This window comes from Paenibacillus ehimensis NBRC 15659 (assembly GCF_004000785.1).
In the GTDB taxonomy this organism is placed as follows: Bacteria; Bacillota; Bacilli; order Paenibacillales; family NBRC-103111; genus Paenibacillus_G; species Paenibacillus_G ehimensis.
The window spans coordinates 1-26,071 of record NZ_BILX01000086.1 but is presented as its reverse complement, the minus strand read 5'-3'; the positions used below and the strand labels follow the sequence as shown (position 1 = coordinate 26,071).

The following is a 26,071-nucleotide window of genomic DNA, read 5'->3' as shown; positions in this document are numbered from 1 at the left end:
CCGAATGGCCTTGCGCGCTTTTTCCTATTACGTGCACGATTACTGGCTGTCGGGCATTTTGGTGGTCGGAGCCATATGGGCGGTTTTTTACGTTTATCGAAATTGGGACAAAATCATGATCAAAGGAAGCGGACGCAAGTAGGAATGGCTTCTCCGCACGCAAAAAACCGGGGCAAAGGAAACAATTCCTTTACCCCGGGTTTGTATTTATACGAGCGCTTTCTTCGCAATGTCCGTACGATTGTGCTTGCCTTGGAAACGGATGCGGTCGGCATCCGCGTAAGCTTTGGCGCGGGCCTCGGCAATATCGCGGCCAAGCGCAGTGACGCCAAGCACGCGGCCGCCGTTGGTCACAACTCCGCCGTCCTTGACGGCCGTTCCGGCGTGAAATACGATCGAATCCTGCACGTCTTCCAAGCCTTCGATCGGAAGCCCCTTCGGGTACGAGCCCGGATAGCCTTCGGACGCCAAAATGACGCAAACGGCCGCTTCCTCGCTCCACTCGATCTTCATCTGATCCAGCCTTCCGTTGACCGCAGCGAGGAAAATGTCGAGCAAATCGGTTTTCAGCCGAGGCAGCACGACCTGTGTCTCGGGGTCGCCGAAGCGGGCGTTGAACTCGATCGTCTTCGGTCCGTTCGGCGTCAGCATCAAGCCTGCGAACAATACGCCGCGGAACGGCCGGCCTTCGGCGACCATCGCTTTGGCCGTCGGCTTAATAATTGTCTCGATCGACTCGTCGATCACGGCTTGCGGGATATGAGGCAGCGGGCTGTAGGTGCCCATGCCGCCGGTGTTCGGTCCCTTGTCGTTATCGTAGACGGCCTTATGATCTTGGGCCGGGATCATCGGGCAGACCGTTTCGCCATCGACGAACGAGAGAATCGACATTTCCTGACCGGTGAGGAACTCCTCGATCACGACTTGGTTGCCGGATTCCCCGAACACCTTGGCGACCATGATGTCGTGCAGCGCTTTTTCCGCTTCGCCCAGTGTCTGGGCCACGATAACACCCTTGCCTGCCGCGAGGCCGTCCGCTTTAATCACGATAGGCGCTTGCTGCCGGCGCAAATATGCGACCGCGTCCTCGTACCGCTCGAACGATTCGTAAGCGGCTGTCGGGATGTTGTATTTTTTCAGCAGCTGCTTGGTGAACACTTTGCTGCCTTCGATAATCGCCGCATTTTGGCGGGGGCCGAATACGCTCAGACCTTTCGCTTCCAAGTGATCGACGATGCCTTCGGACAGCGGATCATCCGGACCGATGACAACCAGATCGATCGTTTGGTCGATGGCAAACTGCGCAATTTCCTCGAATTGGTTCACTTGAATCGGGACGCACTCGGCTACCGATGCGATCCCGCCGTTTCCCGGCGCACAGTACAGCTCCGTGACTTTGGGGCTTTTCTTCAGCGCCCAGCAAATCGCATGCTCGCGGCCGCCGCCGCCTACAACCAGTATCCGCACGTTCAGGCTCCTCCTATTCTTTGTTGACGATCAGCAGCTCGGTCTCTCCGGTGCCGATCCGAACCGTTTTGACGAGCAGCGAGATGCGGTTCTCGTCATTGAGCGCCTGCCAGTAGGCCTCCGCGATCTGCCGGACGTCGTTGCCGGCAATCGGCACAAGCGCCGGTTCGCCTTGGAAGGAAGGCAGCGGATTCCCGTCGCCGGCATACGTATGGATGCAGTGACCGTAGCCCGGCAGCGCCTTCTCGTACGTATACGTATGACGAAGGGTCTGATCCTCCGTATTGCCGCTCGATTTCAGGATCGACAGCTTATAGGCAAACTGCCCGTCGTTCACATCGATGATACCGCTGATTCGCGGCGTAAAATTCGGTGCGTCCGGCTCGTACGTCCGGGTGGCGAGCGCAGCTTCGAACGTGCTGCCGGAAAGCAGAGCTTCGTGTATCGTGTCGGTCTGATCGCCATTCGTGACGATATGCGCGCCGTTCGCGTGCTTCACCGGGTAGTAGATGATAAGCGACGGATCGGTCAGCTTCGCCGGGTCCTTCGCTTCGGTGCGGACAAATCCGTTGTCCTCCTGAATAAATACACGGTTGCGGCTGTTCTCGCTGCGCCCCATGATCCAGTACACCTGCACGAGTCGTGTGGCGTCCGGCGTCTGCCCGATCACGATGCCGCGGCCCGGGTACACGTTTTGCCGCAAACTTTGAAAATATTGCTCCGCTTGCGCGGCTCTATTCGTCGACACTTGGAATACTCCTCCTCAGGGCATTGCTGCGCAATGCCTGCATCATAAGCATAGACTTAGGCATTACGGAGTAATGCCTGCTTCGTCTCTTAATGGTGGAACAAACGGACTCCCGAATAAGCCATTACCATGCCGTAATCGTTGGCCGCTTTCACGACTTCTTCGTCGCGCATCGAGCTGCCTGCTTGCACGACATATTTGACGCCGCTGCGGCTGGCGCGGTCCAGATTGTCGCGGAACGGGAGGAAGGCGTCGGAGCCGTAAGAAACGCCCTGCAGCTTGCTCAGCCATTCGCGTTTCTCTTCGCGCGTCAGTCGCGCTGGAACTTGCTCGAAGCAAGCTTCCCAAGCCGCCTGCTCCACCGGCGTCAGCTCTTCTTCCAGCCATAGATCGATGGCGTTGTTCTGCTCCGCACGGGAGAGCCCTTGGCGGAAAGCCATGTTCAGCGCCGTCGGATGCTGGCGAAGGAACCAGCGGTCGGCTTTGTCCCCGGCCAGACGGGTGCAATGAATGCGCGATTGCTGGCCGGCGCCGATCCCGATCGTTTGACCGTCCAACGTGTAGCAGATCGAGTTGGATTGCGTATATTTCAGCGTAACGAGCGCAATGAGAAGATCGCGCTTCGCGTTCTCCGGAAGCTCCTTGTTTTCTGTAACGATGCGTTCCAGCGCCGATTCGTCGATGACGGCGTCGTTGCGCTCCTGCTGCAGCGTCATACCGAACAGCGTGCGGGTTTCGACCGGATTCGGAACGTAATCCGGATCGATCTGGAGAATCAGGTAGCCGCCGTTTTTCTTCGCGCGGAGAATCTCAAGCGCTTCATCGGTATACCCCGGCGCCACGACCAAGTCGGATACCTCCCGCTTCAACAGCTGCGCCGTCGAGGCGTCCACAATATCGCTGAGCGCGGCGGCATCGCCGAACGAGGACATGCGGTCGGCGCCGCGGGCCCGTGCATAAGCGGTTGCCAATGGCGATAGCTCCAAGCCTTCCACGAAGTAGGCTTTTTTCAGCTCCGGCGTCAGCGGCGCAGCTACGGCTGCTCCGGCCGGACTTACATGCTTGAACGAGGCGGCCGCAGGCAGTCCCGTTGCGCGCCGCAGCTCCCGTGCGAGCTGGAAGCCGTTAAAAGCGTCAAGCAGATTGATGAAACCCGGGTCGCCGTTCACTACTTTGATCGGCAGCGTTCCTTCCCCGATCAGCTTCGCTTGCTTTTGATGCGGGTTCATTCCGTAGCGGAGCTCCAATACTTGCGTTTGATTCGTTTGGCTCATGGTGCGGTCCCGTCCTCCTTAGGTTTGTTGGCGGCATCCTCCAAGCGGATGCTTCCCGTGGCAATCGCCTGTATCACTTCCGGGTACAATCGGTGCTCGATGCGGTGAATCCGCTCGGCGACGGAAGCCTCCGTATCGCCGGGTGCAATGTCCAAGGCGCGCTGCGCCAATATCGGCCCGCTGTCGAGCCCCCCGTCCACAAGATGAACGGTTACTCCGGTCACTTTGACCCCGTGCCGCAGCGCCTGCCCTATGGCATCAAGACCCGGAAACGACGGAAGCAGGGAAGGGTGAATATTGAGCATGCGTCCCCAATACGCGTCCACCAGCACTTTTGTCACAATGCGCATGTACCCGGCAAGAACGACAAGTTCAACTTGCTTTTGCTGTAAAATCGCCAAAATTTCCCGCTCATACGTTTCGCGCGAATCGTAGTCCTTCGGACGAAACGTATGAACAGGCACGCCGGCCTGCTTGGCCCGCTCCACCACTCCGGCCTTCGGCCGGTCACAGACCAAAAGCTCGATGCGTGCATCGAGCCGGCCTGCCATTGCCGCATCCGCTATCGCCTGGAAGTTGCTTCCGCTGCCCGAGGCGAATACGGCAATACGCAACGGTTCGGCTCTCATACGACCGCCCCGGTAAACGTAACTTTACGCTCCCCTGCCGTGACGCGGCCGAGCGTATAGGCTTTCTCGCCATGCTGCGCGAATAGCTCGGCAGCCCGTGCAGCCTGATCCTCCGCCACGATGACGACCATGCCGATCCCCATGTTGAACGTCCGGAACATATCGTTGTTGCTGATGCCGCCTTCCCGCTGCATCAGCTGAAAAATCGGCAAAATCGGCCAAGAGCCGTAATCGATCTCGACGTTGACGCCCTCCGGCAGCACACGCGGAATGTTCTCCAGGAAGCCGCCTCCCGTGATGTGCGCCATTCCTTTAATCGGCACCTCTTCGAGCACCGCCAGCACCGGTTTGACGTAAAGCTTCGTCGGCATGAGCAGCGTGTCGCCCAGACGTCCGCCCAGCTCGTCGATCGTATCGTGCAGCCCGTAGCCCTTGTCTTCTAACAGCAGCTTGCGGACAAGCGAAAAGCCGTTGCTGTGAACGCCGCTCGAAGCGAGACCCAGGACGACGTCGCCCGGACGGATCGTGGAGCCGTCGATGATCTTCTTCTTGTCGACGATGCCGACCGTGAAGCCCGCGATATCGTATTCGCCTTCGCCGTACATGCCCGGCATTTCCGCCGTTTCGCCGCCGATCAGCGCACAGCCCGACTGCACGCAGCCGTCGCTGATGCCTTTGACGATCGCTTCGATTTTTTCCGGAATGACCTTGTCGCAGGCAAGATAGTCGAGGAAAAAGAGCGGCTCCGCGCCCTGCACGACAATATCGTTCACGCACATCGCTACGGCATCGATGCCAATGGTATCGTGCTTGTCCATCGCAAAAGCGATTTTCAGCTTCGTGCCGACACCGTCCGTGCCGGAGACGAGCACCGGCTCTTCGTACTTGTCCTTGTTCAGGCCGAACAGCGCGCCGAAGCCGCCGAGGTCTGTCAGCACTTCCGGACGGAAGGTCGTCTTGACGTGCTTCTTCATGCGCTCTACCGCTTCGTTGCCGGCCGCGATATCGACACCGGCTTGTTTATATGCATCGGACACTTGGATTGTTCCTCCCCAAAAGTGGTTGGCTGCGCTTGTTCCGGCTCCAGTTCGTGCTGTCTGCCTGCGGCCGCTCTTGAAAACGGGTTATCTTCATTGATATTAGCAGCGGGAATAACCCGTTTTCAAAGGCGGCACGTAGACTAAGAGTTTTCCCGAGGGAAAACTGCTTCGTAAGCATAAGCTCCGGCAGACACACGAACCTCCGCCTAAGCGCTCCGTCAAAAATTTTGCGCAGCAAAACCTGCGCTATCGTAAAAAGGCGGTCCGGGCAGCCCGGGACCGCCGGGTTAGGTCAAAAGCATGATGGCGGCCTACTGCCGCAATCAATCGCAGCCGCAGCCAAGAGCGGCTTCGTCCGGCACCGGCGTCGGATAGCGGTTGTCGAAGCAGGCCGTGCACAGCCCGCGGTTGACTTCCACGTTCGGACGGCCGATAGCCGTGAGCAGCCCCTCATGGCTGAGAAAATGCAGCGAATCGGCGTTGATCGCCTCGCGGATTTCCTCCACCGATTTGACCGCGGCGATCAGCTCCTTGCGGCTCGGGGTATCGATGCCGTAGAAGCATGGGTTTGCAAACGGCGGCGAGCTGATGCGCACGTGCACTTCCTTCGCGCCGGCCTCGCGCAGCAGGTTGACGATGCGCAGCGAGGTCGTGCCGCGCACGATCGAATCGTCGATCATGACGACGCGCTTGCCTTCGACGATGCTGCGCACCGCCGACAGCTTCATCTTGACGCCCTGCTCGCGCAGCTCCTGGCTCGGCTGGATGAACGTCCGGCCGGTGTAGCGGTTTTTGATCAGACCGAGCTCGTACGGAATGCCCGTCTGCTCCGCGTAGCCGATGGCGGCGGAAATGCTGGAATCCGGCACGCCGGTGACGATGTCGGCGTCGACGAACGCTTCGATCGCCAGCTGGCGTCCCATCCGCTTGCGCGCGGAATGGATGTTCGTCTCGTCGATGTCGCTGTCCGGCCGGGCAAAATAAATATATTCCATCGCGCAGATCGCGCGCTGCTTGATCGGCGAGAACCGGTCTTCCGTCATCGCGCCGGTTTTGAAGTCCAGGATCAGCAGCTCGCCCGGCTCGACGTCGCGGTAATACTTGCCGCCGACCGTATCGAACGCACAGGATTCGGAAGCAAACAGCCACGCGTTGCCAAGACGGCCCATCACAAATGGCCGCAAGCCGTGCGGGTCCCGCGCGACGATCAGCTTGTCCTTCGTCAAAAACATAAACGCATACGCGCCTTCCACCCGGAGAAGCGTCTCCTTGACTGCGGAGACGATATCGTTCTGCTTCGACCGGGCGATCAGATGCGCTACAACTTCCGTATCGCTGGTCGTTTGGAAAATCGACCCTTCTTTTTCCAGCTGGTCCTTGATTTGCGGCGCGTTGGTCAAGTTGCCGTTCGTAGCGATCGCCAGATCGCCACCGCGGTATTTGAACACGAGCGGCTGCGCATTGGCCAGCTTGCTTTCACCCGACGTCGAATAACGCACATGTCCGATCGACGCGCTCCCGGTCATGGGAGCGAGGTTGTCGTTGTTGAACACTTCCTTCACAAGCCCCATGCCGCGGTGATAATGAAAAGACTCGCCATTGGCTACGCAGATGCCCGCGCTTTCCTGCCCGCGGTGCTGCAGCGCATGGAGGCCGTAGTACGAGAGCGAAGCGGCTTCGGAATGCCCGAATACGCCGAAAACTCCGCACTCTTCCCCCAGCTTATCCATAAAGCTGTCCTGGCCGGTATGGCCTTCGTTATAGTAGCGTCCGGTCCAGAGCGGCATTGCCTCTCCGGAAGCCGAACGAACGATTTTCGCTGCCTCTTGTCCCTGTCCGCCGATCAATTGTTCATCAGACATGGAATCGCATCCTTCCAAACCTTTTCTAGTTCCGTCACAGATGCATCAATAACCGGGTTTCCATTGACTTGAAGCTGGAGCGAGCTGCCGCCGACCGTACCGAGTACTTGCACCGGCACGCCGCGCTCCGTCAGAAGCTGCTGCAGCGCTTCGGCTTTGTCCGGGGCTGCGCTTAACAGAATGCGGGATTGGCTCTCGCTGAACAACGCGATATCCGGGCGCAGCTCCGTTGCGAAGTCCGCCTTCGCGCCGAGACGGCCGCTTATGCAGCTTTCGGCCAGCGCGACCGCCAGTCCGCCTTCGGACAAGTCGTGCGCGGAAGCGACAAGCCCTTGCTGAATCGCGGTCAGCACCGCGTCCAGCAGCGTTTTTTCCACGTCCAAATCGATTTGCGGAGGACGGCCTTCCGTTACGCCGTGAACGATATATTGGAACTCGCTGCCGCCAAGCTCCGCTTTCGTCTCGCCGAGCAGCAGGATCACGTCGCCCTCGCGCTTAAAGCCCTGCGTCGTAATATGATCGGTGTCATGCACCAAGCCGACCATCCCGACGACCGGCGTCGGATAAATCGCGCCTTTGGCGTTCTCGTTGTACAAGCTGACGTTGCCGCCGATCACCGGCGTATTCAGCTTGCGGCAAGCTTCGGCCATGCCGTCGACCGATTTCTCCAGCTGCCAGAAAATTTCCGGCTTCTCCGGGCTGCCGAAGTTGAGGTTGTCCGTAATCGCCAGCGGCTCCGCGCCGGAGCAGACGTTGTTGCGTGCCGCTTCCGCCACGGCGATACGTCCGCCGACTTCCGGATCGAGATAGACATAGCGTCCGTTGCAGTCCGTGGACATGGACAGCGCCTTGCGGGAGCCGCGAATCGTCACGACCGCCGCGTCGGAGCCCGGCTGAACCGCCGTGCTGGTACGCACCATATAATCGTATTGGTTATAAATCCATTCTTTATTCGCTACCGTAGGGGACGCCAATACCTGCTTGAGCGCGCCGTTCAAATCCGTCACTTCCGGGTAACGAAGCGTATCGACCTTGCCGTTCTCTTCGTAATAAGCCGGTACCGCGGAAGGCTTGTGATACATCGGGCAATCGTCTACGAGCGCTTTGACCGGCATGTCGCCGACCAGCTCGCCCTTATGATACAGCTTCAGGTTACCGTCGTCGGTCACTTTGCCTACCTTCGCGCAGTGCAGACCCCAACGCTCGAAAATCGCTTTTGCCTGAGCCTCATGCTCCGGCTTCACGACGAACAGCATCCGCTCCTGCGACTCGGACAGCATCATCTCGTAAGGCGTCATGCCTTCCTCGCGCTGCGGCACCTCGTCCAGATACAGCTCCATGCCGTTGCCGGCCTTGCTCGCCATCTCGGAGCTGGAGCAGGTCAAGCCTGCGGCGCCCATATCCTGAATGCCGACGACGATGCCGGAATTGATCAGCTCCAGGCACGCTTCCAGCACGAGCTTCTCCATGAACGGATCGCCGACCTGCACCGCCGAGCGCTTCGCTTCGGACTCCTCTGTCAAATCTTCGGATGCGAACGTCGCGCCGTGGATGCCGTCGCGTCCCGTTGCCGGTCCGACGTAGAAGACCGGGTTGCCGACGCCTTTGGCGACGCCCTTTTGGATTTTGTCGTGATCGATCAGACCGACGCACATCGCATTGACGAGCGGGTTGCCTTCGTAGCTCTCGTCGAACATCACTTCGCCACCGACCGTCGGGATGCCGATACAGTTGCCGTACCCGGCAATCCCCGCAACGACGTGCTCGAACAAATATTTGACGCGATCATTGGTAAGACGGCCGAAACGCAAGCTGTTCAATACCGCTACCGGTCTTGCACCCATCGAGAAAATGTCACGGATAATACCGCCGACTCCCGTCGCCGCGCCTTGATAAGGCTCGACCGCCGAAGGGTGGTTGTGGCTCTCGATTTTGAATACTACCGCCTGATTGTCGCCGATATCGACGATACCCGCACCTTCGCCCGGTCCCATCAGGACGCGGGGACCGCTTGTCGGGAATTTGCGGAGAACCGCCTTCGAATTTTTATAGGAGCAGTGCTCGGACCACATGACGCTGAATACGCCGATTTCGACGTAGTTCGGCTTCCGGCCCAAAAACCCGCAAATTTTGTCATACTCCGCATCCGATACGCCGAACTGCTTGTAAATCTGCTGCTCGGCAATTTGCTCTGCCGTTGGTTCCTTAGCCGATAGCTGCTGCGCCATGCTTCTCCCTCCAGGTGCTCAAAATCGATGTAAACATCTTCCGTCCGTCCGCCGAGCCGAGCAGCTCGTGAACCGCCCGCTCCGGATGCGGCATCATGCCCAGCACGTTGCCCGCCCGGTTGCAAATTCCGGCAATATCGTCGACCGAACCGTTCGGATTGTTGCCCGCTTCGTACCGGAACACGATCTGATTGTTCGCTTTCAGCTCCGCCAGCGTCGCCTCGTCACAGTAATAGTTGCCTTCGCCGTGGGCAATCGGAATATTGATCAGCTCGCCCTTCGTATAGTCCGAAGTAAACGGCGTATTTGTATTTTCCACCTGCAGCATGGCTGCATGGCAGCGGAATTTGAGCGACCGATTGCGCAGCATGGCTCCTGGCAGCAGACCCGATTCAAGCAAAATCTGGAAGCCGTTGCAAATGCCCAGAATGTATTTTCCTTCCTCTGCCGCTTTCACCAGGGCGTTCATGACCGGGGCAAAGCGGGCGATCGCGCCGCAGCGCAGGTAGTCGCCGTACGAGAAGCCGCCGGGAATAAGAATGCAATCATATTTCGATAAGTCCGTTTCCGTATGCCATACGTAATCCACGGGCTGTCCGATCGTATCCTCCACCGCTTTGTAGCAGTCGATGTCACAGTTGGAGCCGGGGAATACCAACACCGCGAAATTCATCACGCGCGCCTCCTTTTGATTAACCCTGTACCAGCTCGAAACGGTAATCCTCGATTACGGTGTTCGCGAGCAGCTTTTCGCACATCGCTTTCAACCGCTCTTCCGCCGCAGCCCGGTCGTTTGTGTTCAGTTCCACTTCCAAATATTTGCCGATTCTCACCTTCTCCACTTCGTCGAAGCCCATCGAGTGGAGCGCGCCCTGTACGGCGGTTCCTTGCACATCCAGAACGCTTTGCTTGATCGTTACGTATACCGTTGCTTTGAACATTAGGAAAAGTACCTCCCACATTAAGTTAATCATTTTGGGCCTATCCTGAAGCGCGTTATCCGCGGAGCGGCCGTTTACCGCCCCGGCAAGCCAGCCTACCCTTGCACCAAACGGTTATAGATATCGCGGTAACGCCGGGAAGTCTCCTCCACCACATGCGGCGGCAGCGGGTCCGGCTCGCTGTTTTTGTCCCAACCGGTGCCGGACAAATACGTCCGGACCGGCTCTTTGTCCATGCCGTCGATCTCGATGTCGAGCTCGTACTTGCTTTTGTCCCAGAAGCGGGAGGAATCCGGCGTAAAAATTTCGTCAATCAATATAATTTCGCCGTCGATCAAACCGAATTCAAACTTCGTATCCGCCAAAATGATGCCGCGCGCCTCGCAAAACTCCCGTGCAAACTCGTACAGCCGGATGCTTTTCTCCTGCAGCTGCTGCGTCAGCTCCGCGCCGACCAGCTCGGTCATGCGCTCGATCGAGATGTCCTCGTCGTGGCCGACATCGTTCTTCGCGGCCGGCGTGAAAATCGGCTGCGGAAACCGCTCGTTCTTCCGCATGCCCGCCGGCAGCTTGTGCCCGTTTACTTCGCCGGTGTTTTGATACTGCCGCCAGCCGCCGCCGGTAATATAGCCGCGGACGACGCATTCGATGTCGATCCGCTGCGCTTTTTTCGTGACCATAAACCGGTCCTTCATGATTTCACGGTCCGTGATCAGCTCCCCGAGCCGGTCCACGTCGGCATGCACCAGATGATTCGGCTGGATGCCTGCCGTCTGCTCGAACCAGAAGCGGCTGAGCGAATTCAGCACGTTGCCTTTGTCCGGCACCGCCGGGCTCAGCACCCAGTCGAACGCGGAGATGCGGTCGGTGACCGCAATCAGATAGTGCTCGCCGAGATCGTACAGCTCCCGGACCTTGCCTTTGTAGAGCAGCGGCGCCTTCACGTAAGGCTCGGCGCTCGAAATGGCCGTTGTCGTCGTTCCACCCATCGCTTCGTCAGGCCTCCCCCGTTTAGATCAGATCAAGCCGAGACGCTTGAAAATCGTATCCACATGCTTCAAATGCCAGCTCGGATTGAACGCGTCGTCAATCTCTTCCAGGCTCAGATGCTCCCGGATCGCCGGCGTGTTCTCGATGATTTCGCGGAACGAACGCTGCTCCTCCCACGCCTGCATCGCGCGCGGCTGCACCGTATCGTACGCTTGCTCGCGGCTGAAGCCTTTGTCGATCAGCTTCGTCATGACGCGGCCGGAGAACGGCACGCCGTACGTGCTTTGCATGTTGCGCTTCATATTTTCCGGGAACACCGTCAGGTTCTTCACGATGTTGCCCAGTCGGTTCAGCATATAGTTGAGCAGAATCGTCGCATCCGGCAAAATGATGCGCTCGACCGAGGAGTGCGAAATATCGCGCTCATGCCACAGCGTCACGTTCTCGTAAGCGGAGACCATATGGCCGCGGATGACCCGCGCCAAGCCGGAGATGCTTTCGCAGCCGATCGGGTTGCGCTTGTGCGGCATCGCGGACGAACCCTTTTGCCCCTTGGCGAACGGCTCTTCCACCTCGCGGAATTCGCTCTTCTGCAGCGCGCGGATTTCGGTCGCGAATTTGTCGAGCGAAGTCGCGATCAGCGCCAGCGTCGCCATGTACTCCGCGTGACGGTCGCGCTGGAGCGTCTGCGTGGAGATCGGCGCCGGCTTCGTGCCGAGCTTGCCGCACACATATTCCTCGACGAACGGATCGATGTTCGCGTACGTACCGACCGCGCCGGAAATTTTGCCGAACTGCACGCCGTCCGCCGCAAAGCGGAAACGCTCCAGGTTGCGCTTCATTTCCTCGTACCACAGCGCTATTTTCAGTCCGAACGTCGTCGGCTCGGCATGCACGCCGTGCGTCCGTCCCATCATCGGCGTATCTTTGTAAGCGACCGCCTTATCCTTTAAAATCTCGATGAAGTTCAGCAGGTCCTTCTCCAAAATCGTGTTGGCCTGCTTCAGCAAGTAACCGAGCGCCGTATCGACCACGTCCGTGGAGGTCAGGCCGTAATGCACCCATTTCCGCTCCGGTCCGAGCGTCTCGGATACCGCACGGGTGAAGGCGATCACATCGTGACGCGTCTCCTGCTCGATTTCGTAGATGCGGTCGATGTTGAAGCCTGCGTTTTTGCGCAGCTCGGCTACGTCCTCCTTCGGAATAACGCCAAGCTCCGCCCACGCTTCGCAGGAAAGAATCTCGACTTCGAGCCAAGCCTTGAATTTGTTTTCTTCCGTCCAAATGGCGCCCATCTCGGGTCTCGTATAACGTTCGATCATCGTTTCTCCATCCTCCGCTTTTATCCGTTTCCTTAAAATGACTTATGAACATAGGTCGCTGCGCGAGCGGATCGTTCTTCCGATCGCTGTTGTCCCCGGATTCTCTGATTATATAACCAATTAAGTTATTAGAATCCAGGGACAAAGGCGAACGCTACGCTTCTCCAGAACGATCCGCTCCATCCGCTTTTTTCACCGAGTGATAAAAACAATCAATCGAACCCGTTCTTATTTATTAGCGTCCCATATTTTTGAAGCCTCTATCCAATCAAATGCCGCCTCATGCGAGGCCGCGAGCAAATTCACATGGCCCATCTTGCGGCCGGTCTTGGCCTCCTGCTTTCCGTACAAATGCACCTTCACCGTTACGCCCGGCACCTGCTCCGCTTCCGGCTTAGCGATCCAGTCCAGCAGCGGCTGCACATGCTCTCCCAGCACATTGACCATGACGACCGGCGTCATCAGGGCAGGATCCCCGAGCGGCAGGTTCGCGATCGCCCGCACATGCTGCTCGAACTGCGACGTCCGGCAGGCCTCCATCGTATAGTGGCCGGAGTTATGCGGCCGCGGCGCCAGCTCGTTGACATACAGCTCGCCATCCGCGGTAAGGAACAGCTCGACGGCGATGAGGCCGATCACATCCAGCTCCTCGGCAATCCGCAGCGCCATCCGCTCCGCTTCCCGCTGTACTTCTTCCGGCACTCTCGCCGGTACGATGGACAAGTGCAGGATGTTGTTCACATGCACATTCTCCGCAGCGGGAAAAGCTTTCGTCTCCCCGCGCGGACTGCGGGCCGCGATGACCGAAAGCTCCTTCGTGAAATGCACGAACTGCTCCAGCACCAGCTCCGTCCGGGCCCGGCTTAACGTGTCGTACGCCTCCTGCACCTCGTCCTGCGAGCGGATCACCCACTGCCCTTTGCCGTCGTAGCCGCCGGTCGCCGTCTTCAGCACGCACGGCGTGCCGAAGCGGCGGACCGCCTCGCGCAGCTCTTCCGCGCTGCCGATTTCGGCATACGGCGCGACCTTGACGCCTGCCGCTTCAATCGCCCGCTTCTCGCGCAGCCGATGCTGCGTCGTGTACAGCAGCTTGCTGCCCTGCGGCACGTACGACTCGGCCATCAGCAGCTTGGTGACATCGGCGTCCACGTTCTCGAACTCGTACGTGATGACATCGGCCAGCTCCGCAAGCTGCCGGGCGGCATCGACATCATGATACGGCGCGACGATTTGCCGGTCGGCCACTTGGCCGCAAGGCGAATCCGGCGTCGGATCCAGCGTCACGAACCGGTAGCCCATGGCGCTTCCGGCCAGAGCCATCATTCGCCCGAGCTGCCCTCCTCCAAGCACGCCAATCGCAGCGCCGGGGAGCAATACTTTCGATGGGTCGTACGTTCGGTTTTGATCGGTCTGCCGCGTCATTCCAGCACGCTCTTTTCGATAACGGTTTGCGCCATTTTTTCGCGGCGTTCCGCGACTTTGCGCTGAAGCGCCGGATCGAAGGCGCCGAGCATTTGAGCCGCCAGCAGCCCCGCATTCGTCGCTCCGGCATTCCCGATCGCCACGGTGCCGACCGGAATACCGCCCGGCATCTGAACGATGGACAGCAGCGAATCGAGACCGTTCAGCGTGGACGACTTCACCGGCACGCCGATCACCGGCAGCACCGTCTTCGCCGCCACCATGCCCGGCAAATGCGCCGCGCCGCCGGCTCCCGCAATGATGACCTTCAATCCGCGATCCGCCGCCGATGCCGCATACTCGAACATCAGGTCGGGCGTCCGGTGAGCGGAGACGACTTTCTTTTCATAAGCCACTTCGAGCTCGTCCAGCACGTCGCAAGCATGCTTCATCGTTTCCCAGTCGGACTGGCTGCCCATAATGACTCCAACAAGAACAGACATTGGTAACCTCCGTGTCGGTCGCATCGATGTTTGACCCTATATTATCGATGTTTGACCCTATATTATAGAAGCAAAAAAAACAAAACGCCCATTGGATAGTACTGGCAAACGCAGTCTATCGGCAGGACGACAAGAATCTCCACAAGCGCAAGCTAAGGTCTGGCATGCTTATGCCGACCCCTCATACTTCGCTTACTCGTAGTCCAAAAATTTAAGGTTTTCGGGTAGAAACTTTCGGGCCATATTCCCGACATTATACGAGAGACTATTCAACTTTTTTAGGCCTTTCATCCTCTTTAGTTTAACAGTCTTTAACACCGCATGTCAACTCCAAAATCCGAACATTATTTTGTTCAAAACAGAAATAGTTCGCATTTTTGCGCAAAAAGCGTATGGCTTATCCTTGCTCCAACATGTTCTTTTTTATTCGGAGCAGCTCGTTCAGCCCGTCTTCTACTTCGTCTTTCGACAAATTGCCCTGCTCCAGCGCCTCCGAATCCAAGCCCAGCCATCGTTCGTACATCCGAATGCCAAGTCCGAGCTGTTCGAGCCGCTCCTCCGTTTCCTCCGTCCGTTCCAGCTCGTCCAGCAAATGGAAAAGCGCATCCTCCGCCCGCCCGTATCGCCCGCTTGCTTCATAATAAGGGATAAGTACCTTCAGCAAACTCGCAGACATCGGAGCCCGTCCAACCAAGGCGAGCGCAGTCTCAATCCGATCCGCGAATTCCTCGCGCAGCTCATCGCGCGCATCCAGCTCTCTGGCCGTTAACAGAAGCTCCAGCGATTTGGCCCCCGCCGCTCTGGCTGCCGCCTCTTCCCCGGAGTCCGCGAACAAAGCCGCCTGGGCGTTGAGCATGTCCCCGCATACAAGCACCTTCCCCTGATCGACCTCGCCGTCTTTGGACAGCAGAGCAAGCAAATCTTTGACCGACAGCGCATGGATCAGCTTCGAGCCGACGCCGAGCAGCTGCCGCATCGCTTGGTTCAGCAGCTCCATCGCTTCCCGCAGCTGTTGATTCTGCCGGCGAAACATCACTTTATGCAGCATTTCCGCCGTCTGTTCGATCATTCGTAATATGTAATCCCGCTTATACATGGCGCTGCTCCTTTCCCGGGACCGAGACCGTCCCAAATCAGCTGATGCCCCCGAACACTCTTTTATTGTACCGCATTCCTACCCGGGAGGAAAAAAGTTCTGCTATTTTCCGGCAGCTACTGGATGATTTTATGTATTGATACCAGCAACAAGCCTGTGGTAAATTCTTAAAAGCCGAATCGCACAGCAAATTTTGTGTACGTACGGGGGACGCAATACATGGGGTGAATGCCGCTGGACCGCAAGGTTCGGAGGCTAGGGAGCCTACCTCTTCCCGAACCCGACAACTAACCTCGGAGGCTAACAGGAGGGAAACAGCATATGAAATTCGGTTTGAAAAGCGTGCTTCTTGCATGCCTGTTCGCTCTGCCCGCGATACTGCCCGTCTGCGCTCCGGCCGTCTATGCCGATGAACCGGTGCGTCTGGCGGAGGATATCAAGGTTCAGGTGAACGACAAGCTGGTGCAATTTCCGGATGCCCAGCCTTATGTGGATGAGAATCACAAGCTTCAAGTTCCGGCGCGCGTCGTAGCGGACAAACTCGGCTACCAGCTGCATTGGGAGCCTGCCGGTTCCGAAATCAAAATTACAATCAAAGACGATAAAAATAGCCTTTCGCTGCAAACCGGCAATAAGTCGGTAACGGTCAACGGAGAACCCGAGCAGGTCGAAAGCGCCGCGGAATTCGTCGACGGCCGCGTCTATGTGCCGGTTCGGCTCATCTCGGATTCGTTCGACATCCAAACGCAATGGGACAACCAGAACCGCATCGCGATTCTTGGTGCCGACGGCAATTATCACGCTCCCGCTTGGTATCGCCCAAGCAAAGCTGCCCAGACCGCTTCTCAAGCCTTCGCGGCAGCACCCGCACCGGCTTACAGCAAAATGATCGAAGTCAAAGCGACAGCTTACACGGCGTCTCCTGCGGAGAACGGCGGATATGGCGCAGTCGATTATATGGGTAATCCTCTGAAGCTTGGAACGATCGCCGTAGATCCTTCCGTCATTCCGCTCGGTTCCAAGGTATTGATCAAAGGCTATTCCTACATGGGCCTGCCGGCTAACGGCTTGTATGCTACAGCGACGGATACCGGTGGCGCGATCAAAGGCAACAGGATCGATATTTTCCTCCCCGAAAGCCGCTCTCAAGCCAGGCTCTTCGGTATGCAGAATGTGCAGGTATACGTACTTACACCTTAATCAAGCTTGATTCTCATCCATAGCAAAAAAGCAGTCGTCTCCTTCAGGCGGGACGGCTGCTTTTTCGGTTCATGCCTTTTACTCGTACGTTTTGCCGGCATAGTTCGCGACCCCGTCGCGGATCAGCATGTAGGCTTCCCCGTTGGTGAGCCGCTTCGGGTCTTGAATCGCCGAGACCGTTTCCTGCTTTACCACGCCCCGGGCGAGCAGCTCCTGCATATGGTCGTCGGCGGCTTCTGCGGCAAGCCCATCGCCGACCCGAGAGCCGCCGCCGCTTGCTCCAGCGTGAGCGGTGTATCGGCCGGATTGTCCATACCCTGGAGCGAATCGGCAGCCTTTCCTTTAAAATAGGCCGCATGCACTCTCCCTACGCCGTTCAGCTGATAGACGAACCGCTGCGCGTTCGAGGCGCCGTCCAAATCAAAACCTTCGTTTTTATCCCCGCCCACGGTCAAATTCATGCTCACCGCCGCTTTCAGCCCGGCATAGGCTTGATGCTTCGTATAAGCCGGAGGATGGATTCGGAACGGCTTCAGCTCCATCCCTTGCTTGTTCAACATATCCTGCAGCGCTGCGATGTCCTGCTTGGACTCGGAGAGCTCACGGAACGACAGCCCCTTGTCTATAGCGAGCTTGGCAGCGGCTCCGGCCGCCTGCCCGGTTGCCATGCCGACCGGGATGACGCGCGCGCTGCCGTGCGGCAGCGTATCGAAGCCGGCCGAACGGCCCACCACCAGCAGCCCGTTCACCTCGCGGGGCAGGATGCTGCGGAACGGAATCGCATACTGCACCGGATTCATCATGATGGCGCCGCGGTCTTGGTAGCTCGTGCTCTGGATATCGACTTTATAAGAGCCGAAAGCGATGCGGTCCCATTGATCGCGATTATCGAGCACATCGGTCATGGTCAGACGGTATTGGCCCTTCATATGTCGGGTCTCCCGCACGTACAGCTCCGGCGCCGTTCCGGCCAGCTCGAGATCAGCGAACTCCTTGAAATTTTTCTTCATATAATCGACCACAAGCGGAATTTCTTTCTTTCCGATCTCAAAAGCTTCATCGACCGACTCGGGGTCCAACGGATTGATGCCAAAAATTTGCAGCGCGTTGATGAGAATCGTCCCGTCATTTTGTCTCCCGATATTGAGTCCACGCATGCGAACCCTTTCTTTGTTGCTCGACGGATACTCCCACATCTCGGGGAACCCCCATCCGCTCATCCGGTCAATACCGGTATCCTTGTGCCTGCCGAACGATTCCCATACCTCCTGCGTTACGCCGCGCAGCTTAAAGACAAGCGTAACCGCCATCTGGGATTTCGGATCGCCGATATCCTCTCTTCCTATCGTAAACGATACGCCTGCGGCTGCGGCAATGTCGGCGTCCTGTGTCGCGTCGATCACGGCTTTGGCCTTCACATTATGCCGGCTGCCATCCTGCCGGATCACCTGCACGCCGGTAACCTTGCGCATGCCGTCCGGGCCGACGGTCACAATCGGCTCCATCGTCTTCACCTTCATGAGAAGATCAATGTTCGGCTCCTGCCGGACCAGCTCGTAGAATGCATTGGCAGCCGTCACAACATCGAACGACGTGCCTTCGATGCGGTCATACCATTCCTGGAAAATCCCTTTGTTCAAAAAGTTATGCTTACCCGGAACAAGCGAAGACTCGGGGGAATAATTGTTGTCCAGGCTGTTCAACCAGCCCAGTGTCATCAAGCCGCCGAGAATCTCACGGTTCCGCCCGTCCACCAGCAGCACGGACAGCCCGTTGCGCGCTGCCGAGACAGCGGCCGCCACGCCTTCCGGATCGGTGCCGGTCACGATGACATCGTAGGCCTCTTTGATCTGGGCAACGGAGCTTACTTGCAGCAGCGGCTTCATTTCTCCCGGTTTGGCCGTGCTCTTGTCATTGCTGTACCACCATATCCAGCCTCCGGCGATGAAAGCCAGCAGCAGGCCCAATCCGATCGCCAGCCGTATACCGGTTTTTGTCCGATTCGCCATCCCTAAGCTCACACTCCGTTTCGGCTCAAGCTACTCACGTCTTATTGGACGCGCCGACTCAGCGGTTTGTTCCAGAAAACTGAAATTTTTACAAAAACGAAAAAAGCTCGGCGAAACATGCCGTCCGCGAAGGACCGGTTCTTCGAGTTTCATCGGTGTCCTTCGAGCTTATGGGAGTAACGCGGCGGCCTGCTTTTCGGTATAATAGAGTCAACGATCAAGCCGGAAGGAGGCATTGCCTTATGGGGATCTACGATAAAGATCCGTTCGTGAGAAGTATGGAGCTGCTGCGGGAGAACGTGCCGTCTTTTGCCAAGTATCCGTTTCACCTCCCGGCTTTGCGCCGGTTGACGACTCTGCGCTTCCACCCCAAGGTCACCTACATCATCGGCGAGAACGGCATGGGCAAGTCCACGCTGCTCGAAGCCATAGCCGTTGCTTGGGGATTCAATCCCGAAGGCGGCAGCTTGAACTTCAATTTCGCGACGCACGAATCCCACTCGGAGCTGCACCGGCATATCCGTCTGGTGCGCGGAATCGGCAGGCCGAGGGACGGCTTCTTCTTCCGGGCGGAAAGCTATTATAACCTTGCAACCAATATCGATCAGTTGGATAGCGAACCGGAGGGCGGAACTCGGATCATCGATTCGTACGGGGGCAAATCGCTTCACGAGCAGTCGCACGGCGAATCGTTTTTTGCCGCTTTCCTTCACCGTTTCGGCGGCAACGGGCTGTATATTCTGGACGAGCCGGAAGCGGCCCTTTCTCCCTTGAAGCAAATGTCGATGCTCGCCCGCATCCATGCGCTGGTTAAGAAGAACTCGCAATTCATCATCTCGACCCATTCGCCTATTCTGATGGGTTACCCCGACGCCCTGGCTTATTACTTGACTCCCGATGGAATCGAGCACATAAATGTGGAAGAAACCGATCATTATATCATTATGAAGCAATTTCTGCATAATCGGGAACGGATGCTTAGAGAGCTTTTTGCCGACGAGGAATAACGAAAAAAAAGAACAGGCCCGGCTCGTCCGGTACGCTGTTCTTCGTTCTTGCTAAACGGAATCTTCGTTCTTCTTCACGTCGAAGCGTTCCTCCCGGCGGTCAATCGGCCCCGGGCTTCCGGCAACCGGCGGATCAATCTGCACGGCCTGGTCGGTCGTCCGCGTCTGATGCAGGTCGGTAGCCCCGGCCGCATGAGTGGCCAGATCCTCCAGTTCGGCATTGCCTGCGTTATCAGGCAGTTGACTCATTGTAATTCCCTCCTTATCGTGAACTACCTGTATTTTGTGGTTCTGATTTACAATCCATACCTATAAAGCATTTATTTTCCTTACGCATACATAAAAAACCGGCGACGCCCGAAGGCAATCGCCGGTTCCCGATCGTTATTTCACGAGATTTTGCAGCAGGCTTTGTCCCATTTGAACTTCTTTGTTAAATTCTTCTTGATATTCGTTGACGATATCCGTGCTGAAGCCTTTAGACTCCAGCTCGCTTCTTACGCTGTCGATAATGGCGTTGAACTGAGCTGATTTTTCGTTAAACTTGCTTTCTCCCTGCCGATAAAGCCTCGCTCTTTCCTTGGAACTGCTGGCCGCTGCAGCCTGAAGGGCGATCCCCATCAATTCCTGTTTGCTTTCATTGCGGAGATGGATCAGCTGCTGAGTGGCATTTTTCGTGATTTCCTTATACTCTTTGTCCTTTTCCTTATCTCCGTTGCCTTTGTCATTTCCGTTACCGTTACCGTTGCCGTTACCATTTCCGTTGCCGTTACCGTTACCATTTCCTTTACCGTTTTCCTTATCCTGCTTTTCTTTTTCTTGCTTCTCTTTTTCCTGTTTTTCTTTCTCCTGCTTCTCTTTTTCTTGCTTTTCCTTCTCTAACCGTTCTTTTTCCTGCTTTTCTTTCTCTAACCGTTCTTTTTCCTGCTTTTCTTTCTCTAACCGTTCCTTTTCGAGCTTTTCTCGCTCCTGCTTCTCTTTCTCCAATCGTTCCCTTTCCTGCTTCTCTTTCTCTTGCTTCTCTTTCTCTAAACGTTCCTTTTCCTTCTCCTTATCGCTCTTTGGCGGTTTCGGAGTGGTCCAGCTGCCAAAATTCGTCTCGAACCATTTTTCCAGATTAAACTGTTCTCCGAGGAATAAGTTCAGATTGACCACGGTAGGTCCGTTGAAGTTAACCAGCGGCGACTGGTTCTCAAACGTAAGCGACGCCGCTTCGGCTTTCGGTGCCGACAATGCCGGCGTAGTCAAGGCTGCCGCGATCACGACCGCAAGAAACTTTGACATGGTGGTTTTTCTTTTTTTCATAGCCTTCTCTCCCTTAGGATCATAATGTTAGAGCTTATTTTTTCTCCCGAAGAGACTCCTCGTAGCTTTTGCCCTTGCTCAAACCATATTTCGAAGCAATCGCAATCAGCTCGTCGTACTCCTCTTCCGTAAGCTTTTCCAGGATCATTTCCTTGGCCTTCCTTTTTTCCTCCAAGGAAACACCTTGATTAAACATATTTTGTAATTGTTTTAAATCATTTCCATCTAGCTTTTTAAGCAGTACGGTAGTGATTTTGACTTGTTCGGCCAGCGAAATTTGATCCTGCACTTCCTTCGCCTTGCCTGCGGAGATTTCAGCCTTATAGCCCGTGCTGCCCGACTTCGGGTCAGCCGGCTTGCCGGTTTCCTGTGGAACCGTGGCCGGGGCTTGTGCCGGCTTCTGAGCCTGCTCCGCTTTCCCCGGCGATGCCGGGGAACCGCCCGACGTCCGGACGACATCCTGTTCGGAGGTCGGCTTAGGAGTCTCCGCCGGAGCTTGGGGCGACGGATCGGTCCGCTTCTCCGGACCGGTTTCCGGCCGCTTCCCTGCCGGCGCTTCTTCCGCCAGACTGGCAAGCGCCGCCATCATCCGTTCCTGCACGGCATGAAGCGCCCAGTAGCCGCCGGCAAACAGCAGCAATACAACCACCGCTCCGACTCCCAAAGCCTTTTTCATTCTCGCCTTCATGGAACCTCCCCTCTTCGCAGCGTGCTGTTCCGCTTGATTTTGCAGAACACCGCCATGCCCAGGATAAGAACCACTAAGCCAAGGAATCCGCCGATTGAATCCAATACAATATCCTGCATTGCGCTGGTACGCTCCACACTTCCCGCTTGATTCCACTCATCCGCCGAAGCTATGCCAATCACATAAACGATCGCAAGCAAAATCTTGAAGCCCAGCTTCCATCGGGTTTGAACCAACGCGAAAAAAGCACAAACCGCCAGCATCGCGTACATAAACAAATGCGAACCTTTTCGAAACAAAAACTCGACAAATTCAAACGGCTGCTTCCTGGCTTCAATCGTAGAATGATGATAATGAATGGTCATCTCAGGTACGACGCTAAGCATCCCCTCCTTCGTGAACCATTTATGTAAAATTGGCTGTATACTCTGCTCATGGTAGGACTGGGAAGAGAAGTGAAAAATAAGCAGCGTCCACAGCAACACAGGAACAAGGGAAAGGAGCTTAATAATTGACCGGATGGGATTCACTCCTAGCCGTCAATACTGCCGGCCTGCCAACCGAATGGTAAACAAAGCCGTGTTCGTACATTTCTTGCAGTGAGAAGCAATTGCGCCCGTCCACCAGGAACGGATATTTCAGCAGCTTGCGAACGGAAGCAAGATCCATGCCCGTAATTTCATCCCACTCGGTTAAAATCAGGCAGGCGTCGCAATCCGTCACCGCCGCCTCGACGCTGTCAAAATAAGTCACCTCGGCAGGCAGCAGCGCCCGGGCGTTCGGCATGGCGATCGGATCGTACGCTTGCACGATAGCGCCTTGTTTCACCAGCTCGTCGATAATGACAAGCGACGGCGCGCAGCGCATATCGTCCGTGTTCGGCTTAAAGGCAAGCCCGAGCACCGCAATCCGCCTTCCGGCATAGTCGCCGAACAAATCCTGCAGCTTCTTCAGCATCACGTACGGCTGCGCCTCGTTGGTCGAGATGACGGATTTCAGCAGCGTAAAATCATACCCTGCCTGATCGGCCATATGGGCGAGCGCAAACGTATCCTTCGGAAAGCAGGAGCCTCCGTAGCCGATACCGGCCTGCAAAAATTTCCCGCCGATCCGGCTGTCCATTCCCATGCCTTCCGACACCTGGGTCACGTCGGCCCCGACCCGCTCGCACAGATTGGCGATAGCGTTGATAAACGATATTTTTGTCGCAAGAAAGGCGTTCGCCGCATATTTGATCATCTCCGCGCTTTGCAGGTCCGTCATGAAAATTTTCGTCTTCAGCGGTTCGTGCAGCTTCGCAATGACCTTGGCCGCCTTATCGCTCGTCGCCCCGATCACCGCCCGCTCCATGTTCATGCAATCCGCAATCGCCGAGCCCTCGCGCAGAAATTCAGGATTGGACACGACATCGAAATGAATGCGTTCGTTGATCCGGTTGTTGGCGACAATCGTCCGCACAAGCTCGCCCGTGCCGACCGGCACCGTACTTTTGTTGACGATAATTTTGTACGTGTTCAAGTGCTTGCCGATCGTTTTGGCCACTTCCTTCACGTAGCGCATATCCGCTTCGCCGTTCTCCGCCATAGGCGTGCCGACCGCAATATAAATGATGTCGGAATCCTCAATGGCCTCGCCGATTTCGGAGGTGAAGAAGAGACGGTTTTCCGCCACGTTCTTCGCGACAAGCTCCTTGAGGCCCGGCTCGTAAATGGGAATCTCTCCGTTTTGCAGCATGGCGATTTTGTCCTTGTTCACATCGCAGCAGATGATGCGGTTGCCCATTTCGGCAAAGCACGTTCCCGACACCAAACCGACGTATCCCGTACCAATCACTGTTATATTGTGCATACGCTTATTTCGCCACCTTACTGTAAAATGAAGGCTCGCTTTCGTACAGCGTCCGGATGTAGTTCATCACGTCGTTGCGCAAGTCGTCGCGCTGCAGCGCGAAGTCCAGCGTCGCTTTGATAAAGCCGAATTTGTCCCCGACGTCGTGCCGGGCTCCTTGGAAATTGTAGGCGATGACCGGTCTTTTCTCGTTCAACCGCTTGAGCGCGTCCGTCAGCTGGATTTCGCCGCCCGCACCGGCCGGAAGACTCTCCAGAATATCGAAAATGTCAGGCGTCAAAATGTACCGGCCCATGATGGCATAGTTGGAAGGAGCCGCTTTTTTCGAAGGCTTCTCGACCAGCGTCTCCAGGAAGAACACCTCCGGCTCGATCGACGAGCCCCGGGGAGCGATGATCCCGTATTTGGAGACGTCCTCGTCGCTCACTTTTTGCACGCCGACGACCGAGGAGGAGTACCGGGAATGGACGCGAATGAGCTGGCTCAGGCACGGCTCGCTTGACTGCACGATGTCGTCGCCGAGCAGAACGGCGAACGGCTCGTCGCCGACAAAGCTGCGCGCGCACCAGATGGCATGGCCGAGGCCCTTCGGTTCTTTTTGACGGATATAGTGGATATTCGCCATCTCGGAGATCGCTTGAATTTGCTCAAGCTCCTTGTTCTTGCCTTTCTTCGAGAGCGTGTCCTCCAGCTCGAACGACTTGTCGAAGTGATCCTCGATGGCCCGCTTTCCGCGTCCGCTAATGATCAGAATATCCTCGATCCCGGAGGCAATCGCCTCTTCAATAATGTATTGAATCGTAGGCTTGTCCACAATCGGCAGCATTTCCTTCGGCTGGGCTTTGGTCGCAGGCAGGAAGCGCGTTCCAAGTCCCGCTGCCGGAATGATCGCTTTACGCAATTTCATGAGTCATACCTCCGAATACGAGTGTTTTGACGATCTCAATCACTTTCGCTTGCTCGGTTTCGGTCAGACTGGAGCCGGAAGGCAGGCAAATGCCCTGCTCGAACAGCCGGTCGGATACGCTGTGTCCCTCCTGATGCGGATAATAGGAGCAGTCTTGGAACAGCGGTTGCAGATGCATCGGCTTCCACACCGGTCTGGACTCGATGTTCGCCTCCGCGAGCGCCCGGATGATGTCACCCGCCGTCGTTTTCGCAACTTGCGGGTCGACGGTCAGCGCCGTCAGCCAACGGGTCGCTTGGCCGAAGGACGCCTCCGGCATAAACGCGACGCCCTCCATGGAGCCCAGCGCTTCGGCGTAGTTCGCAAAGATGGCGCGTCTCGTTTCGATTCGCTCGGGCAGCTTCCGAAGCTGCCCGATGCCGATGCCGGCCAGCACGTTGCTCATCCGGTAATTGAACCCGACCTCGCTGTGTTCGTAATGCGGTGCAGGGTCCCGGGCCTGGGTCGCCCAATATCGGGCCTTCTCCAGCGCTTCGAGGTCGTCCGATACCAGCATGCCTCCGCCGGAGGTGGTGATGATTTTGTTGCCGTTGAACGAGTAGGTTCCGAACCTGCCCAGCGTTCCGCTTGCCCGGCCTTTGTACGTCGCGCCCAGCGATTCGGCGGCATCCTCGATGACGGGTACGCCGTATTGGTCGCATAAGTCCAGCAGCGGGTCCATGTCCGCGCTTTGCCCGTACAGATTGACGACAACGACCGCCTTCGGAAGCTTTCCGGCACGCTTGGCTGCCGACAGCGCGCGCTCCAGCGCTTGCGGAGACATATTCCAGCTTTCCGGCTCGGAGTCGATAAATACCGGCTCCGCCCCTTGATACACCACCGGATTCACGCTGGCGACAAACGTTAAGCTTGAGCAGAACACCGTATCCCCAGCGCCGACTCCGAGCAACCGTAAAGCCAGGTGGATGGCAGCCGTACCGGAACTGAGAGCCAACGCTCCGCCCGCCCCGACATACCCGGCGATCTCTTTCTCAAAAACATCGACGTTGGGCCCTAACGGCGCGATCCAGTTGGTGGCGAAAGCTTGCTGCACCCATTGCTGCTCTTCTTGCCCCATATGCGGGGGAGACAGGTAAATCCTTTGATTCAGCGACATTGCGCTACGCCCTCCTCTGTGCGAGCTGATCCGGTTGGTCAGCGTATTTGATTGGTTTGGCGGGTACGCCTACGGCCGTACATTGAGCCGGAATGTCGTGAACGGCAACCGCCCCCGCTCCGAGCGTGCTCCAGCCGCCTATCGTTAATCCTTCGATCACTTTCGCGCCAAGCCCGATATGCGTTCCGTCCCCTACCGTGACATCGCCGGCTAAGGCTGCGGAGGGAGAAACATGCACGAAGCTTCCGAGCGTATTCTCGTGCTCGACGATGGCGCCCGTATTGATGATGCACTGAGCGCCGATCCGGGCGCCATGGTTGATGACCGCACCCGGCATGACGACGGAACCGCCGCCGATCGTTACCCCGCTTCCGAGCGTCGCCCTCGGGTGTATCAAGACTGCATAGCGGGATTCGGGGTACCCGAGCCGTTCCATGACGGCCCGGCGGG

The 26,071-nt window shown here is 57.0% G+C and carries 25 protein-coding genes and 2 riboswitches; of the genes, 2 read left to right on the top strand and 23 right to left on the bottom strand.

Features of this window, described 5'->3' with window-relative positions; translation table 11 throughout:
- Positions 1-207: 207 nt before the first annotated feature.
- From purD to PEH01S_RS29675, 14 genes are all read right to left on the bottom strand, one after another.
- Positions 208-1,467 carry a phosphoribosylamine--glycine ligase gene (purD, locus tag PEH01S_RS29740; RefSeq protein WP_127489791.1) on the bottom strand — a complete coding sequence of 420 codons (1,260 nt, stop codon included), beginning with the start codon at positions 1,465-1,467 and terminating at the stop codon, positions 208-210.
- Positions 1,468-1,480: 13 nt separating this feature from the next.
- Positions 1,481-2,215 (bottom strand): IMP cyclohydrolase, encoded by a 735-nt coding sequence (locus PEH01S_RS29735; protein ID WP_025845479.1) that lies wholly within the window; start codon positions 2,213-2,215, stop codon positions 1,481-1,483.
- 89 nt (positions 2,216-2,304) lie between these two features.
- Positions 2,305-3,489, bottom strand: coding sequence for a phosphoribosylaminoimidazolecarboxamide formyltransferase (locus PEH01S_RS29730; RefSeq protein ID WP_025845480.1), 1,185 nt, complete (start codon positions 3,487-3,489; stop codon positions 2,305-2,307).
- Entirely contained in the window at positions 3,486-4,118 is a 633-nt protein-coding gene (gene purN, locus PEH01S_RS29725; RefSeq protein WP_025845482.1) for a phosphoribosylglycinamide formyltransferase, read from the bottom strand. Before purN ends, PEH01S_RS29730 begins: the two co-directional genes overlap by 4 nt.
- Positions 4,115-5,155, bottom strand: a complete 1,041-nt coding sequence (gene purM, locus PEH01S_RS29720) for a phosphoribosylformylglycinamidine cyclo-ligase (RefSeq protein WP_127489789.1) — start codon at positions 5,153-5,155, stop codon at positions 4,115-4,117. Before purM ends, purN begins: the two co-directional genes overlap by 4 nt.
- A 326-nt stretch (positions 5,156-5,481) precedes the next feature.
- Positions 5,482-6,945 (bottom strand): amidophosphoribosyltransferase, encoded by a 1,464-nt coding sequence (gene purF, locus PEH01S_RS29715; RefSeq protein ID WP_036712546.1) that lies wholly within the window; start codon positions 6,943-6,945, stop codon positions 5,482-5,484.
- Positions 6,946-7,001: 56 nt separating this feature from the next.
- Positions 7,002-9,248 (bottom strand): phosphoribosylformylglycinamidine synthase subunit PurL, encoded by a 2,247-nt coding sequence (purL, locus tag PEH01S_RS29710; RefSeq protein ID WP_025845487.1) that lies wholly within the window; start codon positions 9,246-9,248, stop codon positions 7,002-7,004.
- A complete protein-coding gene (purQ, locus tag PEH01S_RS29705) occupies positions 9,226-9,921 on the bottom strand; it encodes a phosphoribosylformylglycinamidine synthase subunit PurQ (protein WP_025845488.1) in 696 nt (231 codons plus the stop codon). The genes purL and purQ overlap by 23 nt, the downstream gene beginning before the upstream one ends.
- A gap of 19 nt (positions 9,922-9,940) precedes the next feature.
- Positions 9,941-10,189 carry a phosphoribosylformylglycinamidine synthase subunit PurS gene (purS, locus tag PEH01S_RS29700; protein WP_025845489.1) on the bottom strand — a complete coding sequence of 83 codons (249 nt, stop codon included), beginning with the start codon at positions 10,187-10,189 and terminating at the stop codon, positions 9,941-9,943.
- Positions 10,190-10,284: 95 nt separating this feature from the next.
- Complete coding sequence (locus PEH01S_RS29695) at positions 10,285-11,178, bottom strand: phosphoribosylaminoimidazolesuccinocarboxamide synthase (protein WP_127489787.1); 894 nt, start codon at positions 11,176-11,178, stop codon at positions 10,285-10,287.
- 27 nt (positions 11,179-11,205) lie between these two features.
- Positions 11,206-12,501, bottom strand: coding sequence for an adenylosuccinate lyase (gene purB / locus PEH01S_RS29690; RefSeq protein ID WP_127489785.1), 1,296 nt, complete (start codon positions 12,499-12,501; stop codon positions 11,206-11,208).
- A 228-nt stretch (positions 12,502-12,729) separates the two neighbouring features.
- Positions 12,730-13,923, bottom strand: coding sequence for a 5-(carboxyamino)imidazole ribonucleotide synthase (gene purK / locus PEH01S_RS29685; RefSeq protein WP_127489783.1), 1,194 nt, complete (start codon positions 13,921-13,923; stop codon positions 12,730-12,732).
- Positions 13,920-14,405, bottom strand: coding sequence for a 5-(carboxyamino)imidazole ribonucleotide mutase (gene purE / locus PEH01S_RS29680; RefSeq protein ID WP_127489781.1), 486 nt, complete (start codon positions 14,403-14,405; stop codon positions 13,920-13,922). The genes purK and purE overlap by 4 nt, the downstream gene beginning before the upstream one ends.
- 179 nt (positions 14,406-14,584) lie before the next feature.
- Positions 14,585-14,686: riboswitch (purine riboswitch) on the bottom strand.
- A 116-nt stretch (positions 14,687-14,802) separates the two neighbouring features.
- The gene (locus PEH01S_RS29675; RefSeq protein WP_127489779.1) at positions 14,803-15,501 is read right to left on the bottom strand and encodes a DUF6483 family protein; all 699 of its coding nucleotides are present in this window, start codon (positions 15,499-15,501) and stop codon (positions 14,803-14,805) included.
- Between the two features lie 162 nt (positions 15,502-15,663).
- Positions 15,664-15,818, top strand: a riboswitch (cyclic di-AMP (ydaO/yuaA leader).
- Between the two features lie 4 nt (positions 15,819-15,822).
- On the opposite strand from PEH01S_RS29675, the gene PEH01S_RS29670 reads away from it, so the two are divergent.
- Positions 15,823-16,701, top strand: coding sequence for a stalk domain-containing protein (locus PEH01S_RS29670; protein ID WP_127489777.1), 879 nt, complete (start codon positions 15,823-15,825; stop codon positions 16,699-16,701).
- A gap of 188 nt (positions 16,702-16,889) precedes the next feature.
- Here PEH01S_RS29670 and PEH01S_RS29665 read toward each other — a convergent pair whose 3' ends face one another.
- Positions 16,890-18,710 (bottom strand): FAD-dependent oxidoreductase, encoded by a 1,821-nt coding sequence (locus tag PEH01S_RS29665; protein ID WP_127489775.1) that lies wholly within the window; start codon positions 18,708-18,710, stop codon positions 16,890-16,892.
- A gap of 242 nt (positions 18,711-18,952) precedes the next feature.
- Between PEH01S_RS29665 and PEH01S_RS29660 the strand changes: the two genes are divergently transcribed.
- The gene (locus PEH01S_RS29660) at positions 18,953-19,717 is read left to right on the top strand and encodes an AAA family ATPase (protein WP_127489773.1); all 765 of its coding nucleotides are present in this window, start codon (positions 18,953-18,955) and stop codon (positions 19,715-19,717) included.
- Positions 19,718-19,768: 51 nt separating this feature from the next.
- On the opposite strand, the gene PEH01S_RS29655 is transcribed toward PEH01S_RS29660, so the two are convergent.
- The 8 genes from PEH01S_RS29655 to PEH01S_RS29615 form a co-directional block, all read right to left on the bottom strand.
- Positions 19,769-19,966, bottom strand: a complete 198-nt coding sequence (locus PEH01S_RS29655; RefSeq protein ID WP_127489771.1) for a hypothetical protein — start codon at positions 19,964-19,966, stop codon at positions 19,769-19,771.
- A gap of 135 nt (positions 19,967-20,101) precedes the next feature.
- Complete coding sequence (locus tag PEH01S_RS34820; protein ID WP_164828075.1) at positions 20,102-21,022, bottom strand: hypothetical protein; 921 nt, start codon at positions 21,020-21,022, stop codon at positions 20,102-20,104.
- 34 nt (positions 21,023-21,056) lie between these two features.
- Positions 21,057-21,710, bottom strand: a complete 654-nt coding sequence (locus PEH01S_RS29640; protein ID WP_127489765.1) for a hypothetical protein — start codon at positions 21,708-21,710, stop codon at positions 21,057-21,059.
- The gene (locus PEH01S_RS29635) at positions 21,707-22,195 is read right to left on the bottom strand and encodes a VanZ family protein (protein WP_246063105.1); all 489 of its coding nucleotides are present in this window, start codon (positions 22,193-22,195) and stop codon (positions 21,707-21,709) included. Before PEH01S_RS29635 ends, PEH01S_RS29640 begins: the two co-directional genes overlap by 4 nt.
- 19 nt (positions 22,196-22,214) lie before the next feature.
- Complete coding sequence (tuaD, locus tag PEH01S_RS29630; RefSeq protein ID WP_025845514.1) at positions 22,215-23,558, bottom strand: UDP-glucose 6-dehydrogenase TuaD; 1,344 nt, start codon at positions 23,556-23,558, stop codon at positions 22,215-22,217.
- 4 nt (positions 23,559-23,562) lie between these two features.
- A complete protein-coding gene (gene galU, locus PEH01S_RS29625) occupies positions 23,563-24,465 on the bottom strand; it encodes a UTP--glucose-1-phosphate uridylyltransferase GalU (RefSeq protein ID WP_025845515.1) in 903 nt (300 codons plus the stop codon).
- A complete protein-coding gene (locus tag PEH01S_RS29620; RefSeq protein ID WP_281281537.1) occupies positions 24,452-25,621 on the bottom strand; it encodes a DegT/DnrJ/EryC1/StrS family aminotransferase in 1,170 nt (389 codons plus the stop codon). Before PEH01S_RS29620 ends, galU begins: the two co-directional genes overlap by 14 nt.
- A gap of 4 nt (positions 25,622-25,625) precedes the next feature.
- On the bottom strand, positions 25,626-26,071 hold a 446-nt coding region (locus tag PEH01S_RS29615; RefSeq protein ID WP_164828074.1), incomplete at its 5' end, for an acetyltransferase.

What these genes read in the sequence shown, in the direction of transcription:
- PEH01S_RS29695 (WP_127489787.1), bottom strand. Translation starts at nt 11,178, where the DNA reads ATGGGTGGAACGACGACAACGGCCATTTCGAGCGCCGAGCCTTACGTG.
- PEH01S_RS29665 (WP_127489775.1), bottom strand. Translation starts at nt 18,710, where the DNA reads ATGGCGAATCGGACAAAAACCGGTATACGGCTGGCGATCGGATTGGGC.
- purK (WP_127489783.1), bottom strand. Translation starts at nt 13,923, where the DNA reads ATGACGCGGCAGACCGATCAAAACCGAACGTACGACCCATCGAAAGTA.
- PEH01S_RS29670 (WP_127489777.1), top strand. Translation starts at nt 15,823, where the DNA reads ATGAAATTCGGTTTGAAAAGCGTGCTTCTTGCATGCCTGTTCGCTCTG.
- PEH01S_RS29640 (WP_127489765.1), bottom strand. Translation starts at nt 21,710, where the DNA reads ATGAAGGCGAGAATGAAAAAGGCTTTGGGAGTCGGAGCGGTGGTTGTA.
- PEH01S_RS29655 (WP_127489771.1), bottom strand. Translation starts at nt 19,966, where the DNA reads ATGAGTCAACTGCCTGATAACGCAGGCAATGCCGAACTGGAGGATCTG.
- tuaD (WP_025845514.1), bottom strand. Translation starts at nt 23,558, where the DNA reads ATGCACAATATAACAGTGATTGGTACGGGATACGTCGGTTTGGTGTCG.
- PEH01S_RS29730 (WP_025845480.1), bottom strand. Translation starts at nt 3,489, where the DNA reads ATGAGCCAAACGAATCAAACGCAAGTATTGGAGCTCCGCTACGGAATG.
- PEH01S_RS29660 (WP_127489773.1), top strand. Translation starts at nt 18,953, where the DNA reads ATGGGGATCTACGATAAAGATCCGTTCGTGAGAAGTATGGAGCTGCTG.
- purL (WP_025845487.1), bottom strand. Translation starts at nt 9,248, where the DNA reads ATGGCGCAGCAGCTATCGGCTAAGGAACCAACGGCAGAGCAAATTGCC.
- purQ (WP_025845488.1), bottom strand. Translation starts at nt 9,921, where the DNA reads ATGAATTTCGCGGTGTTGGTATTCCCCGGCTCCAACTGTGACATCGAC.
- PEH01S_RS29675 (WP_127489779.1), bottom strand. Translation starts at nt 15,501, where the DNA reads ATGTATAAGCGGGATTACATATTACGAATGATCGAACAGACGGCGGAA.
- purF (WP_036712546.1), bottom strand. Translation starts at nt 6,945, where the DNA reads ATGCCGCTCTGGACCGGACGCTACTATAACGAAGGCCATACCGGCCAG.
- purS (WP_025845489.1), bottom strand. Translation starts at nt 10,189, where the DNA reads ATGTTCAAAGCAACGGTATACGTAACGATCAAGCAAAGCGTTCTGGAT.
- purN (WP_025845482.1), bottom strand. Translation starts at nt 4,118, where the DNA reads ATGAGAGCCGAACCGTTGCGTATTGCCGTATTCGCCTCGGGCAGCGGA.
- galU (WP_025845515.1), bottom strand. Translation starts at nt 24,465, where the DNA reads ATGAAATTGCGTAAAGCGATCATTCCGGCAGCGGGACTTGGAACGCGC.
- purB (WP_127489785.1), bottom strand. Translation starts at nt 12,501, where the DNA reads ATGATCGAACGTTATACGAGACCCGAGATGGGCGCCATTTGGACGGAA.
- PEH01S_RS34820 (WP_164828075.1), bottom strand. Translation starts at nt 21,022, where the DNA reads ATGAAAAAAAGAAAAACCACCATGTCAAAGTTTCTTGCGGTCGTGATC.
- purE (WP_127489781.1), bottom strand. Translation starts at nt 14,405, where the DNA reads ATGTCTGTTCTTGTTGGAGTCATTATGGGCAGCCAGTCCGACTGGGAA.
- PEH01S_RS29620 (WP_281281537.1), bottom strand. Translation starts at nt 25,621, where the DNA reads ATGTCGCTGAATCAAAGGATTTACCTGTCTCCCCCGCATATGGGGCAA.